The organism is Microbacterium sp. SORGH_AS_0969, from assembly GCF_030818255.1.
In the GTDB taxonomy this organism is placed as follows: Bacteria; Actinomycetota; Actinomycetes; order Actinomycetales; family Microbacteriaceae; genus Microbacterium.
The window spans coordinates 2,948,063-2,961,194 of the sequence record NZ_JAUTAG010000001.1; the positions used below are offsets into that span (position 1 = coordinate 2,948,063).

The following is a 13,132-nucleotide window of genomic DNA, read 5'->3' on the forward strand; positions in this document are numbered from 1 at the left end:
TCTCACGCTCCTCGATTGACCACACGTTCCCGGAGTCTGCTGCGCGCCGCCGCGCTCCTGGTGACCGCGACGATCGGACTCTCCGCGTGCTCCGCGCCGGAGCCCGCGCCCGCACCCGAAGAGCCGGTGCGCACGAGTCTCACGGTCGGTGTCGTCGGTGCGCTCACGAGTTTCAACGCTGCCACCGCGCAGGGGGCGACGCCCGCCAACCGAGCGGTCTCGTCGCTGCTGGACGAGCGACTCGGCTCTCTCGACGGAGACCTGCAGGTCGTCCCGAACAACGGGATGGGCCGCATCACGCGCGTCGAGGGCGATCCGCTCACGGTCAGCTACGAACTCTTCCCCGACCGCACCTGGTCGGACGGCACCGCGGTCAGCCTCGACGACCTTCTCTTCGGCTGGGCGGTCTCGTCGCACTTCTTCGACGACGCGACCTACGACGCTCAGGGGCAGGTGGTCTCGGGCACGCGTTACTTCCAGACCGCCACTGCTGCCGATCCGAATGCTCGGACCGAGCGGCCGACGCTCAACCGGGCGAAGGACACCCTGACGCTCGTCTACGACGAGCCCTTCGCCGACTGGAACCGTCAGTGGATGCTGGATCGGCCCGTTCACGTAATCGCCGAGAAGGCCGGGGTCACCGTCCAGCAGCTGATCACGGCCATCTTGACGACGCCCGAGGGCGACCCTTCCGCGCCCGTGGCGCCCAACCCCGTCCTCGCCGCCGCAGCCGCCGCCTGGAACACGGGCTTCGACGCCCCAGCAGGAGGGGTGCCCGACGCCGCCTCGGCGGTCGCCGCGGGGCCGTGGAAGGTCTCCGGCGTGACGGCGGACGCCCTCACCCTGGAGCGACGCGATGACTACCAGGGCGCCCACTACCCGGGTCTGACCGGGCTCGCGGTCCGGTTCTTCCCCGACCGCGCAACGCAGCTGGCGGCGATGACGGCGGGCGAGATCGACATCGCCAACGTCGGCGACCTCGACGCGGAGCAGCTCAAGGCCCTGACCGACGCGGGGGTGCAGGTCACCACCGGTCCCACCACTCAGACGCTTCAGCTGCGCTTCGCCGACGGCACGCCCGCGGATCTGCGGCAGGCCGTCTCTCTCTCGCTCGACCGCGACGCGCTCGTCAAGGAGCTCCTCCAGGAGGTCCGCCCCGAGGCCCGGCCCCTGCAGTCGTTCCTCTCTTCTCCGGCGACGGGGCAGCTTTACACCGACCTCACCTCGGGCAACAACGCTCCGGGAACATCGGCGGATCCGGATGCCGCGCGCTCCGCGCTCGAGGATCGCGCCGCCGTGCTCCGCGTCGCGTACGACTCCGCCGACGATCTGTCGAGCGCGGTCTTCACGAAGCTGGTGACGATGGGCGCGAAGGCGGGGATCGCCGTCCGCGCGGCCACGGCCGAGGAAGAACCCGACGCCACGCTGTCGTGGGTGGGGGAGGACGAGAGCCTCTATCGCTCCGCGCGCGACCGTCTGGCCGAGGGCGTGGACGGTCCGGATGCCCAGCGCACCTTCCGCAAACTCACCACCGACACGGACCCCGTCGACGTGCTCGCCGGTGCGAAGGAGATCGATCGCGCCCTGTTCTCGGCCTATGCGGGCGTTCCGCTTTTCGAGCGCACCGGCGCTGTCGCCGTGGGCAAGGGAGTACAAGGAGTCGAGTACACCTCGGAGCCCGAGGGCGTGCCCCCGTCCTTCTGGACGTGGTCCGTCACGACTCCCTGATTCGGCGTCCCGGATGCCGTGCCCCGAGCGCTGCTCGGGTCAGGGCGTGCCGCTGGGCGTCGGTGTCGGACTCGACGTCGGGGTGAAGATGCCGGGCCACCAGGCGGCCGCCAGGGGATAGCCGACGAAGGCGACGATGTCGATGACCGTGTGGGCGATCACCAAGGGCATGACACGGCCCCAACGGCGGTAGCACCAGCCGAACACCAGGCCCATCACGACGTTTCCGAGCGCCGAGGGCCATCCCTGATACAGGTGGTAGCTGCCGCGCAGGAGAGCGGTCGATACGATGACCCACGTCCACGACCACCCGAGTCGGCGGAGGCGATCGAACAGGTAGCCGAGGAAGATCACCTCCTCCGTCAGCCCGGCTCGCAGCGCGGCGAGGATCAGCAGACCGATCACCCACCACGATGAATCGAGGGGCGCCGGAATGACGGCGATGCTCTGCCCGAGCGCCCGCCCCGCCGCGTAGACGCCGATGCCGGGTGCTCCGATGACCACGACGAGAAGCAGTCCCCGGGCCGCGTCGCCGCCGAAGCGCCGGAAGTCGAGACCGATGCGGCGCAGAGCGCTCAGGCCCGGCTCCCAGAGGAGGTACACGACCAGCGCGACGAGAGCGAGCGAGAAGAAGATGTCGAGGAACTGGTAGATCGCGTCCCACAGCGGCTCGGCGCTGCGGGAGGGGTTCAGCTGCGTCTGCTGCTGCGAGATCGGTGCGCGCGTCGCTGCTCGGATGAAGGACACGACGGAGTAGATCGCCGACTGTCCGACCGACACCAGGAGCACGAGCGCGATCTCCCACGGCAATCTTCGGCGGCGGAAAGTGTCTTGTTCGATCCCGGGTTCGTAAAAGGCCGAGGCGCGGATCATGTTGTCAGATTGCCACATTCAACCGCTTCCGAATTAAAGGTATGTAACGGTTTCCCCAGGAGTTTTGACCAACGCAGAGCGTTTACTTATCGTTTCCGTATCCACGGCTCCCCCTGCTGACGTCTGTTGCGCGGGGAATCGCCAACCTTGCACTGGAGGCAAAGTGTCTGAAAAGACTCGGCGCGCACGCGCCCTGACGGTGGGAGCTGGTGTCGCCGTTGCGGCGCTCGCCCTCGCCGGCTGCACCACGACGGCAGCACCCGAAGGCGGATCCTCCGCCTCCGGCGGCACCATCACGATCGCCACGACGAACGCGTTCACCTCGTTCAACGGCGACACCCCCGAGGCCAACCTCGACACCAACGGCATGGTGGGCTACCTCACCGGTGTCAGCGGCGGTCTGGGCCTCGGCGGCTTCCAGCGCCTGGACAAGGACTTCAGCGTCCTCAACAACACCGACTTCGGCACCTACGAGAAGGTGTCGGACGACCCGCTGACGGTGAAGTACACCATCAACGAGGGCCTGACCTGGTCGGACGGCCAGCCCATCAACGCCGATGACATGCTCGTCAACTGGGCCATCAACTCGGGCTACTACGACGACGCGAAGCTCGACGAGAGCGGCGCCGTCACCAACGGCGGCACGCAGTACTTCACCCTCGCCGGCAGCACCGCGGGCCTCGACACCACCGCGTTCCCCGAGATCAGCGACGACAACATGTCGATGACGCTGACCTACTCGGAGCCCTTCGTGGACTGGGAGCTCGTCAACCCGATCGGCAAGCCGGCCCACGTGCTCGCCGAAAAGGCCGGTGTCTCCGAGGAAGACTTCATCAAGCTCCTCAAGGACACCCCCAAGGGCAACCCGGAGGCGCCCGTCGCCCCGAATGCGACGCTCAAGGCCGCGGCCGACTTCTGGAACACGGGTTACGACGTCACGGCCATGCCGACCGACGCCAGCCTCCTGGTCGCGAGCGGTCCGTTCATCGTGACCGACTTCACCCCTGAGCAGAGCATCACGCTGGGCAAGAACCCCAACTACAAGGGCAAGATGTCGCCCTCGTACGACCAGCTGATCATCCGCTTCATCGGTGACGCCAACGCGCAGGTCACCGCCCTTCAGAACGGTGAGGTCCAGGCCATCCAGCCGCAGCCCTCCGCCGACACGCTCACCGCGCTCGAGAACGCCAACGCGAAGGTCCACGCCGGCAGCCAGCTGTCGTACGACCACGTCGACCTGAGCTTCGGCGGCGTGTTCGCCGACGCCAACGTCCGCGAGGCGTTCCTGAAGACCATCCCGCGTCAGCAGATCCTCGACTCGATCATCAAGCCGATCAACCCGGATGCCGAGGTCCTGAACTCGCAGATCTTCCTGCCCACGGACGGCGACAAGTACACCACCGCGGTCGCCGCGAGCGGGTACGACACCTTCACCGAGCCCGACATCGAGGGCGCCAAGGCGCTGCTGAACGGTGCGACCCCGACGGTCCGCATCCTCTACAACACCAACAACCCCAACCGTGTCGACAGCTTCCGCGCCATTCAGCAGTCGGCGCAGCAGGCGGGCTTCAACATCGTCGACGCCGGTTCGCCCGACTGGAGCAAGCTCCTCGGCAGCGGCAGCTACGACGTGTCGATCTTCGGCTGGATCTCGCCCGGTGCCGGTAACGCGGCTCTCCCGCAGATCTTCAAGACCGGCGGCGGCGGAAACTACAACAACTACAGCAACGCCACCGTCGACACCCTCGTCGACGAGAGCCAGGTGACCACCGACACCACCAAGCTCGACGACATCAAGGTGAAGATCGACGCCGAAACGGCCAAGGACTACTACGGTCTGCCGCTGTTCCAGCTCCCCGGTCTCTTCGCCGACAACGGTTCCATCCAGGGCGTCGACTACTTCGGCGGCCAGACGGGCATCGTGTGGAACGCGCAGGAGTGGACGCTGGCGGGTTGATAACCCGTTGATCCCTCGCGAGGCGCCGGAGTCGCCCGACTCCGGCGCCTCGTTTCGCGTGTGCGCGTGCGCCGAACCCGGACCGCTCGCGACTATCCTTTCCTGGGCACCTACAGGTGCCTTTCCACCCGATCGAAAGAAGTCCTCCCGCGATGGTCGGATTCATCCTCAGGCGCATCGCCGTCTCGATCCTGGTTCTGCTCGCAGCATCGTTCATCATGTACGTGCTGGCCGCCAACTCCGGCGACCCCCTGCAGGACCTGCGCGACAGCTCCGCCGCCAACCGTGACCAGCTCATCGCCGCCCGTGTCGCGGCGCTCGACCTGAACGTCCCGGTGCCCCTGCGTTACTTCCTCTGGCTCGGCGGTGCCGCCGGCTGCCTCGTTCCGTTCACCGGTGCCTGCAACCTCGGCCTCACCGTCTCGAACGCGGCCGTCCTCGACATCCTCCCGACCGCCATCGGCTCGACTCTCCAGCTCGTGACGGCGTCGTTCGTGCTGGCCATCGTGCTCGGCATCGTGGTCGGCGTGGTCTCGGCCCTGCGCCAGTACAGCGGATTCGACTTCGGCATCACGCTGCTCAGCTTCTTCCTCTTCTCGCTGCCGTCGTTCCTCGTCGCCGTCCTCCTCAAGGAGTTCATGGCGCTCGGGTTCAACAGCTTCCTCGAGTCGGCCACGTCCATCCCGATCTGGCTGATCGTCCTGCTGGCCGTGATCACCGCCATCATCTGGCAGGCCATGATCGGCGGCGACGTCCGTCGTCGCGTGATCGTCGCTGCGGTCTCGGGTCTCGCGACCATCGCCCTGCTGGTGTACTTCAACGTCACCGACTGGTTCCGCAACCCGGGTCTCGGGCCCGTCGGTCTCCTCCTGCTGATCGCCGGGATCGTGGTGATCACGACCGCTCTGATCGCGGGTCTGCAGAACCGCCGCGCTCTCATCGTCGCCGCGCTGAACGGCGCGATCGCGTACGCGTGCTATTACGCGCTGCAGGGACTCTTCGACATCTCGACGTTCAACACGATCATCATCCTGGGCGTCGTCGCGGTCGCCGTCGGTGTGATCTCGGGCTACGTCCTGGGTGCGCCCGATCGGGGTATGGCCGCGCGCATCGGCGCCCTGGTGGCCTTCCTCTCCGGCGCCCTCGTCGTCCTCGACCGCTACATGCAGTCGTGGCCGCAGTACGTCAACAACCCCCGCATCAACGGGCGTCCGATCGCGACGGTCGGTGCGAGCACACCGGGGTTCACCGGTGACATGTGGATCACCGGCATCGACACGTTCACCCACCTCCTGCTGCCGACGGTGTCGTTGCTGCTCATCTCCTTCGCGGGATACACGCGGTACGCGCGCGCCGGCATGCTCGAAGTGATGAACCAGGACTACATCCGCACGGCGCGCGCGAAGGGCCTCCCCGAGCGCACCGTCATCCTGCGCCACGGACTGCGCAACATGCTGATCCCGATCGTGACCCTCGTCGCGACCGACATCGGCGCGCTCCTGGGTGGTGCCGTCATCACGGAGCGGGTCTTCGCGATCTCGGGAATGGGGGCGCTGTTCGTCACGTCCATCCAGCGCGTCGACGTCAACCCGGTGATGGGCTACTTCATCGTCATCGCGATCACCGCGATCGTCTTCAACTTCCTGGCTGATCTCGCCTACGCCACGCTCGACCCGCGCGTGCGAGTGGTCGCATGATCGCCGTCATCCGAATCCCGGAGGTCCTCCGATGACCCAGATGCTTCCCGAGCCGGCCAACGTCGACGCTCCGCCGCCCGCGGACGAGCGCAACACGGTCGGGGTGAGCCAGGGACGGCTCATCCTCCGGCGCTTCCTCTCCAACAAGGTCGCCGTCGTGTCCGGCATCCTGTTCATCCTCGTCGCCGTCTTCTCGGTCTCGGCGATCGGTGTCGGCCCGATCCCCGGGTGGTGGAAGTACGACTACACCACCCTCAACCCGCAGAACGACGGCGGGGCACCGACGCTGTCGATCTGGCCCTTCGCGGTCGGCGAGCACCCGTTCGGTCAGGACCGCATCGGCATCGACTACTTCGCGATGACGATGCGCGGCATCCAGAACTCGATCCTCGTGATGATCGTGATCAGCTTCGTGGGCACGGCCGTCGGTACCGTCATCGGTGCTCTCGCCGGGTACTACCGCGGATGGGTGGACTCGGTCCTCATGCGCATCACCGACGTGTTCATCGTCATCCCGATCATCGTGATCGGTGCCGTTGTCGGTCGCGCGACCGGTGGTCTCGGCGTGATCCCGCTGGCCTTCTTCCTCGCGATGATCTCGTGGACCACGATCGCGCGCCTCGTCCGCGCCGAGTTCCTGACGCTGCGCGAGCGTGAGTTCGTCGAGGCGGCTCGTGTTGCGGGGGCGAGTGATGCGCGCATCATCTTCAAGCACATCCTGCCCAACGCCATCGGCGTGGTCATCGTCGCGGCGACGCTGCTGGCGGCATCCGCGATCCTCCTCGAGACGGCCCTGAGCTACCTGCAGCTCGGTGTGCGTCCGCCGGACGTCTCGCTCGGTCTGATCATCTCCGACAACCAGTCGGCGTTCCAGACCCGCCCGTGGCTCTTCTGGTGGCCCGCTGTCTTCATCGTGCTGCTCGCGGTCCTCGTGAACTTCGTCGGTGATGGTCTGCGCGACGCCTTCGACCCGCGTCAGAAGCGCTTCTCGCTGCGCCGCACGAAGGAGCAGCCGGCGTCGTCGACGACGGCCCCGGCGAGCACGCAGGCGCGGGTGCACCCGGAGACGCCGTCGTCATGACGACCGTCTCTCGGCGGGTGTCAGGCCAGTGCGACGGCCAGCACCATTCCGGCGACACCCGCGATCAGCAGCAGCAGGTTGTCGACGCGCGGGCTGACCGCCACGCGAACCGACTCGGCGATGCCGGCCTCCACACGGCCGGCATCGCGGAGGGCATGCCAGCGCGAGCGAACGAGTTCGGCCGCGTTGCCGGAGTCCGTCCCGGGCAGCTCGCCCGGCCGGGTGTTCGGTGCCGTCACACCCTCGCTACGCCGGTGGGCGCGCATCGCGCGCAGCGATCCGGTCGCGCCCGGGGCCGGTGCGGCGGTGACGCCGATGCGTCGTCCCGGAGTGTGCAACTGCAGGGCGTAGCGGGTGTCGACGTGGATGAGCGCAGCCCACGGCACGCGGTATCGCAGGGCGATGTTGTCGACCTGCACGGCCTCGTCGTCGACGGAGATCGAGGGCGACCAGAGCACGGCGGTCACGACGGCCGCCGCGCCGAGGCCTCCGACGATCACGAGCGCGGGCGCGTCCGAGGCGCCGGGCACCACCAGCAGGCCGATCGCGACCACGGCGATGATCGCCCACGCGATGACGCACAGGATGCGGGTGAACGTCGAACGGAACGTCTGGCGTGGCATCCTCCGATTCTTTCATTTTCCGATCACTCACTCCCGCTGAGCGGGACCGAGAGGACAGTCTCATGAGCACGACCGAGACGGCGGGCGTCCCCGCCCTCCAGATGACCGACCTCAGCGTCGACTTCGCCGTCGACGACGTCTGGGTTCCGGCCGCGAAGAACCTGAACTACTCGATCGCGCGCGGTCAAGTGGTCGCCGTCGTCGGCGAGTCGGGTTCGGGAAAGAGCGTGAGCTCGATGGCCGTGCTCGACCTGCTTCCCAAGAACAGCCGGGTCACCGGAAGCATCAAGGTGAACGGTCGCGAGATCACCGACCTGTCGGGTCGACAGATGCGTGAGCTGCGCGGTCCCGAGGTCGCCGCCATCTTCCAGGAGCCGATGACGGCGCTCAACCCGGTGCTGACGGTGGGGTCGCAGATCATCGAGGCTCTGCGCGCGCACACCCCCATCGCTCCGTCCGCGGCCAAGGCTCGTGCTCTCGAGCTGCTGGGCATGGTCGGCCTGCCCGACCCGGCCAAGGCGTTCGCGTCGTACCCGCACCAGCTCTCGGGCGGTCAGCGCCAGCGCGCGATGATCGCGCAGTCGATCAGCCTCGAGCCCGCCCTGCTCATCGCCGACGAGCCGACGACCGCGCTCGACGTCACGGTCCAGGCCGAGATCCTCGACCTCATCCGCGACCTGCGTGACCGCCTCGACTCGGCCGTGCTGCTCATCACCCACGACATGGGTGTCGTCGCCGACCTCGCCGACTGGATCGTCGTGATGAAGTCGGGCGAGATCGTCGAGCAGGGTCCTGCCGCGGTCGTGCTCGGCGACCCGCAGGACGACTACACGAAGGAACTGCTCGCGTCGGTCCCGCGCCTCGGCGAGACGCTCGAGGGTGAGGCGACGGTCGACATCGTCGAGGCCCTCGCCGCCGCGGTGGCCGAAGGTCCCGCGCACACCGAGGAGATCTCGCTCGCCGCCGAAGCGCCTGTCATCGCCCACCCGGTGCTCGAGCTCGAGCACGTGTCGATCGAGTACGGCAAGAAGGGCCGTGTCGCCGCGTTCCGCGCGGTCGACGATGTGACCCTCGGGATCGCCGAGGGCGAGATCGTCGGTCTGGTCGGCGAGTCGGGCTCGGGGAAGTCGACGATCGGTCGTGCCGCGATCGGGCTGCAGCCGATCGCCGACGGCCGTCTCGTGGTCGACGGCGTCGACATCTCGAGCGGCTCGCGCAAGCTCATCAAGTCGCTGCGTCGTCGCGTCGGCATCGTGTTCCAGGACCCGTCGTCGTCGCTGAACCCCCGCCTCCCGATCGGCGAGTCGATCGGCGAACCGCTCTTCCTCGCCGGTGAGGCGAAGGGCGCCGAGCTCGACGCCCGCGTCGAGAAGCTCCTCGACGAGGTGCGCCTCCCGCGCAGCTACCGCAACCGCTACCCGCACGAACTGTCCGGTGGTCAGAAGCAGCGCGTCGGCATCGCTCGCGCCCTGTCGCTTCAGCCGCGCCTTCTCGTGGCCGATGAGCCCACGAGCGCCCTCGACGTGTCGGTGCAGGCGCGCGTGCTCGAGCTGCTCAGCGAGCTGCAGAAGGAGCACCGTTTCGCGTGTCTCTTCATCAGCCACGACCTCGCCGTGGTCGACGCGATGGCTGACCGGATCGTCGTGCTCAACCGCGGAAAGATCGCCGAGCAGGGCACGCGTGACGAGATCCTGCGCGCGCCGAAGGAGCCGTACACGCAGCGTCTCATCGCCGCGATCCCGGTGCCCGACGTCGAGGTCCAGGCCGCTCGTCGCGAACTGCGTCACGAGCTGCTGAAGGACACGCCGGCATCCTGATCACGAACGGGAAAGGGCGGGGATCCCTCGGGACTCCCGCCCTTTCCTGGTGTCTGCCAGGGAAAGTTGCGGGCGCCCGGTAGAGTGGGAGGGCCCGATTCCGGGCGACACCCCAATTTTTCCTGGAGACCCTCCATGGCGCACGCCCTTCGTCCTGACCTCCGAAACGTCGCGATCGTCGCGCACGTCGACCACGGCAAGACGACTCTCGTCGACGCCATGCTTCGCCAGACCGGCTCGTTCGGCGAGCACGCGCACGTCGAAGAGCGCGCGATGGACTCGAACGACCTCGAGCGCGAGAAGGGCATCACGATCCTCGCCAAGAACACGGCGATCGAGTACAACGGCATCCACACCGACGTGCCCGTCACGATCAACGTGATCGACACCCCGGGTCACGCCGACTTCGGTGGCGAGGTCGAGCGTGGCCTCTCGATGGTCGACGGCGTCGTGCTGCTCGTCGATGCGTCCGAGGGCCCGCTGCCCCAGACCCGCTTCGTGCTGCGCAAGGCGCTCGAGGCCAAGCTCCCCGTCATCCTGCTGGTCAACAAGACCGACCGCCCCGACGCGCGCATCGCCGAGGTCGAAGAGGAGGCGCACGACCTGCTGCTGGGTCTCGCGTCCGACCTCGTCGACGACGTGCCCGACCTCGACGTCGACGCGCTGCTCGACGTGCCGGTGGTCTACGCCTCGGGCCGCGCTGGTGCCGCGTCGCTCAACCGCCCCGACAACGGTGCGCTGCCCGACAACGACGACCTCGAGCCGCTGTTCGCCGCGATCCTCGAGCACGTGCCGGCTCCGGCCTACGACGACGAGGCGCCGCTGCAGGCGTGGGTGACGAACCTGGACTCCAGCCCGTTCCTCGGTCGCCTCGCGCTGCTGCGCGTCTTCAACGGCACGCTCAAGAAGGGCCAGACGGTCGCCTGGGTGCGCTCCGACGGCACCACGAGCAACGCCCGCGTGACGGAGTTGCTGAAGACCCGCGCGCTCGAGCGCTTCCCCGCTGAGTCCGCCGGCCCCGGCGACATCGTCGCCATCGCCGGTTTCCCCGACATCACCATCGGCGAGACCATCGCCGACCCCGAGGACGTGCGTCCGCTGCCGGCCATCACGGTCGACGATCCCGCCATCTCGATGACGATCGGCACGAACACCTCGCCCCTGATGGGCAAGGTCAAGGGGCACAAGCTCACCGCCCGCATGGTCAAGGACCGTCTCGACCGCGAGCTCATCGGTAACGTCTCGCTCAAGGTCGTCGACATCGGACGCCCGGATGCCTGGGAGGTCCAGGGCCGCGGCGAGCTCGCCCTGGCGATCCTCGTCGAGAACATGCGCCGCGAGGGCTTCGAGCTCACCGTCGGAAAGCCCCAGGTGGTCACCAAGCGCGGCGAAGACGGGAAGCTCAAGGAGCCCTTCGAGCACCTCACGATCGACGCCCCCGAAGAGCACCTCGGCGCGATCACGCAGCTCATGGCCGCCCGCAAGGGCCGCATGGACAACATGACCAACCACGGCACCGGCTGGGTGCGTATGGAGTTCGTCGTACCCTCGCGCGGTCTCATCGGCTTCCGTAGCGAGTTCCTGACGATCACGCGCGGCACCGGCATCGCCAACGCGATCTCGCACGGCTACGACGACTGGGCCGGTTCGATCACGACCCGTCAGAACGGCTCGATCGTGGCCGACCGCATGGGTGTCGTCACCCCGTTCGCCATGATCGCCCTGCAGGAGCGCATGAGCTTCTTCGTGCAGCCCACCGAAGAGGTCTACGAGGGCATGGTCATCGGCGAGAACTCGCGCGCTGACGACATGGACGTCAACATCACCAAGGAGAAGAAGCTCACGAACATGCGTTCGTCGACCTCCGACTCCTTCGAGTCAATGACGCCCCCGCGCGTGCTCACGCTGGAGGAGTCGCTCGAGTTCGCGCGCGACGACGAATGCGTCGAGGTCACGCCCGAGAAGGTGCGCATCCGCAAGGTCGTGCTCGACGCGACCGAGCGTGGTCGCGCCGCCTCGCGTCTGAAGCGTCAGGATGCCAACGCCTGAGCGTTGACTCCGAGAACGGCCCCATCGAGTTCAGGCTCGGTGGGGCCGTTCTGTTTCGCCGCGCAGGTGGCTGAGCCTGTCGAAGCCACCGGACCCTTCGACGGGCTCAGGGTCCTCCCGCGCGCGGCGATGAGGGCGGCCGGGTCCTTCGACGGGCTCAGGGTCCTCCCGCGCGCGGCGATGAGGGCGGCCGGGTCCTTCGACGGGCTCAGGGTCCTCCGTCGTGAGCGGTGGGGCGAGACGCCCTCAGGCGGCGGGAGTGGGTGCCTGTTCCCGGAGCACCTTCGCGAGGGGGCGCCCCTTCGCCAACTCGTCGACGAGCTTGTCGAGGAGGCGGATGCGGTACATCAACGGGTCGTCGATCTGCTCGACGCGGATGCCGCAGACGACCCCCGTGACCTGACTCGCGTGCGGGTTGAGCGTCGCCTCGTCGAAGAATTCGCGGAGAGTCGTGGTGCCTTCGGCGTGCCGAGTGAGCGCGGCCTCGTCGAATCCGGTGAGCCAGCGGATCACGGCATCCAGTTCGTCCCTCGTCCGCCCCTTGCGCTCGACCTTCGTCACGTACAGCGGGTAGACGGAGGAGAAGGTCAGGTCGAAGACGCGGGACATGCCCCGCACACTACGCCGCACGGCGCGGCGGCGCGATGGGCACCCGATGACGTCGGTCGAATGCTCACCGTGAGGCCGTTCGGGCGTGCATTCGGCGCAAGTCAGCGGTGTGTTGCGGGCACCGCGTCAGTGCGACTCGACCACGCAGACCGCGCTCATCCCGGGGGTCAGTGCCTCGAACACGTGCGGGGCGTCGCCGGGATACGAGAGGTAGTCGCCGGGGGACAGCTCGTACGGGTCGTCGGCGGGACCGACGCGCCCGCGGCCGGTGACCATCACGAGATGCTCGACCGTGCCCCGCGGGTGCGGCTCTGAGACACGCGGGGTCCCGGGTTCGGCGCTCAACAGGTAGATGTCGCGGCGCGCGTGCGGCGGACTCGCCGACAGGAGAACGGCGAGATACTCGGATGCCGCCGAGGGCACCGCCGTGGCCGCTTCTCCGGCGCGGATCAGCGTGGGGGAGCGGACGCCCTCGTCGACGAGGACCGCGAAGGGGACCTCGAGCGCCGAAGCCAGGGCCCATAGCGTCTCGACGCTGGGATTGCCGCCGCCGTTCTCGAGCTGGGAGACGGTGGCTTTCGCGACGCCGGCGCGTCGCGCGAGCTCCGAGACGCTGAGGTCGCGACGCTCGCGTTCGCGCCGCAGGCTCGCCGCGATGCGGTCGCCGAGATCACTCATGTGTTCATTATGCTCGCCGA

The 13,132-nt window shown here is 68.0% G+C and carries 10 protein-coding genes; 6 read left to right on the forward strand and 4 right to left on the reverse strand.

What is annotated here, in order from left to right:
* Positions 1 to 15 precede the first annotated feature (15 nt).
* A complete protein-coding gene (locus QE388_RS13795; protein WP_307385832.1) occupies positions 16 to 1,728 on the forward strand; it encodes an ABC transporter substrate-binding protein in 1,713 nt (570 codons plus the stop codon).
* 39 nt (positions 1,729 to 1,767) lie between these two features.
* Here the strand turns inward: QE388_RS13795 and QE388_RS13800 are convergent, their stop codons facing one another.
* Entirely contained in the window at positions 1,768 to 2,601 is an 834-nt protein-coding gene (locus QE388_RS13800) for a CPBP family intramembrane glutamic endopeptidase (RefSeq protein ID WP_307385833.1), read from the reverse strand.
* A gap of 163 nt (positions 2,602 to 2,764) precedes the next feature.
* Between QE388_RS13800 and QE388_RS13805 the strand changes: the two genes are divergently transcribed.
* The 3 genes from QE388_RS13805 (at position 2,765) to QE388_RS13815 (ending at position 7,336) form a co-directional block, all read left to right on the forward strand.
* The gene (locus QE388_RS13805) at positions 2,765 to 4,558 is read left to right on the forward strand and encodes an ABC transporter family substrate-binding protein (protein ID WP_307385835.1); all 1,794 of its coding nucleotides are present in this window, start codon (positions 2,765 to 2,767) and stop codon (positions 4,556 to 4,558) included.
* Between the two features lie 152 nt (positions 4,559 to 4,710).
* Entirely contained in the window at positions 4,711 to 6,255 is a 1,545-nt protein-coding gene (locus QE388_RS13810; protein WP_058597989.1) for an ABC transporter permease, read from the forward strand.
* Positions 6,256 to 6,286: 31 nt separating this feature from the next.
* Positions 6,287 to 7,336 carry an ABC transporter permease gene (locus QE388_RS13815; protein ID WP_307385837.1) on the forward strand — a complete coding sequence of 350 codons (1,050 nt, stop codon included), beginning with the start codon at positions 6,287 to 6,289 and terminating at the stop codon, positions 7,334 to 7,336.
* Between the two features lie 20 nt (positions 7,337 to 7,356).
* On the opposite strand, the gene QE388_RS13820 is transcribed toward QE388_RS13815, so the two are convergent.
* Complete coding sequence (locus QE388_RS13820; RefSeq protein WP_307385839.1) at positions 7,357 to 7,959, reverse strand: PH domain-containing protein; 603 nt, start codon at positions 7,957 to 7,959, stop codon at positions 7,357 to 7,359.
* A 62-nt stretch (positions 7,960 to 8,021) separates the two neighbouring features.
* On the opposite strand from QE388_RS13820, the gene QE388_RS13825 reads away from it, so the two are divergent.
* Entirely contained in the window at positions 8,022 to 9,776 is a 1,755-nt protein-coding gene (locus QE388_RS13825) for an ABC transporter ATP-binding protein (protein ID WP_275799411.1), read from the forward strand.
* A gap of 135 nt (positions 9,777 to 9,911) precedes the next feature.
* Positions 9,912 to 11,825: a translational GTPase TypA gene (gene typA, locus QE388_RS13830; RefSeq protein WP_058597994.1), complete on the forward strand. Its 1,914-nt coding sequence runs from the start codon at positions 9,912 to 9,914 to the stop codon at positions 11,823 to 11,825.
* A gap of 246 nt (positions 11,826 to 12,071) precedes the next feature.
* Here the strand turns inward: typA and QE388_RS13835 are convergent, their stop codons facing one another.
* Positions 12,072 to 12,434 carry a DUF2200 domain-containing protein gene (locus QE388_RS13835; protein WP_307385841.1) on the reverse strand — a complete coding sequence of 121 codons (363 nt, stop codon included), beginning with the start codon at positions 12,432 to 12,434 and terminating at the stop codon, positions 12,072 to 12,074.
* 126 nt (positions 12,435 to 12,560) lie between these two features.
* A complete protein-coding gene (locus QE388_RS13840; RefSeq protein ID WP_275797662.1) occupies positions 12,561 to 13,112 on the reverse strand; it encodes a helix-turn-helix domain-containing protein in 552 nt (183 codons plus the stop codon).
* Between the last annotated feature and the right edge of the window lie 20 nt (positions 13,113 to 13,132).

Bases quoted from the DNA above. Each gene is read 5' to 3' on its own strand.
- QE388_RS13820 (WP_307385839.1), bottom strand. From the start codon at position 7,959: ATGCCACGCCAGACGTTCCGTTCGACGTTCACCCGCATCCTGTGCGTC.
- QE388_RS13800 (WP_307385833.1), bottom strand. From the start codon at position 2,601: ATGATCCGCGCCTCGGCCTTTTACGAACCCGGGATCGAACAAGACACT.
- typA (WP_058597994.1), top strand. From the start codon at position 9,912: ATGGCGCACGCCCTTCGTCCTGACCTCCGAAACGTCGCGATCGTCGCG.
- QE388_RS13835 (WP_307385841.1), bottom strand. From the start codon at position 12,434: ATGTCCCGCGTCTTCGACCTGACCTTCTCCTCCGTCTACCCGCTGTAC.
- QE388_RS13815 (WP_307385837.1), top strand. From the start codon at position 6,287: ATGACCCAGATGCTTCCCGAGCCGGCCAACGTCGACGCTCCGCCGCCC.
- QE388_RS13810 (WP_058597989.1), top strand. From the start codon at position 4,711: ATGGTCGGATTCATCCTCAGGCGCATCGCCGTCTCGATCCTGGTTCTG.
- QE388_RS13840 (WP_275797662.1), bottom strand. From the start codon at position 13,112: ATGAGTGATCTCGGCGACCGCATCGCGGCGAGCCTGCGGCGCGAACGC.
- QE388_RS13825 (WP_275799411.1), top strand. From the start codon at position 8,022: ATGAGCACGACCGAGACGGCGGGCGTCCCCGCCCTCCAGATGACCGAC.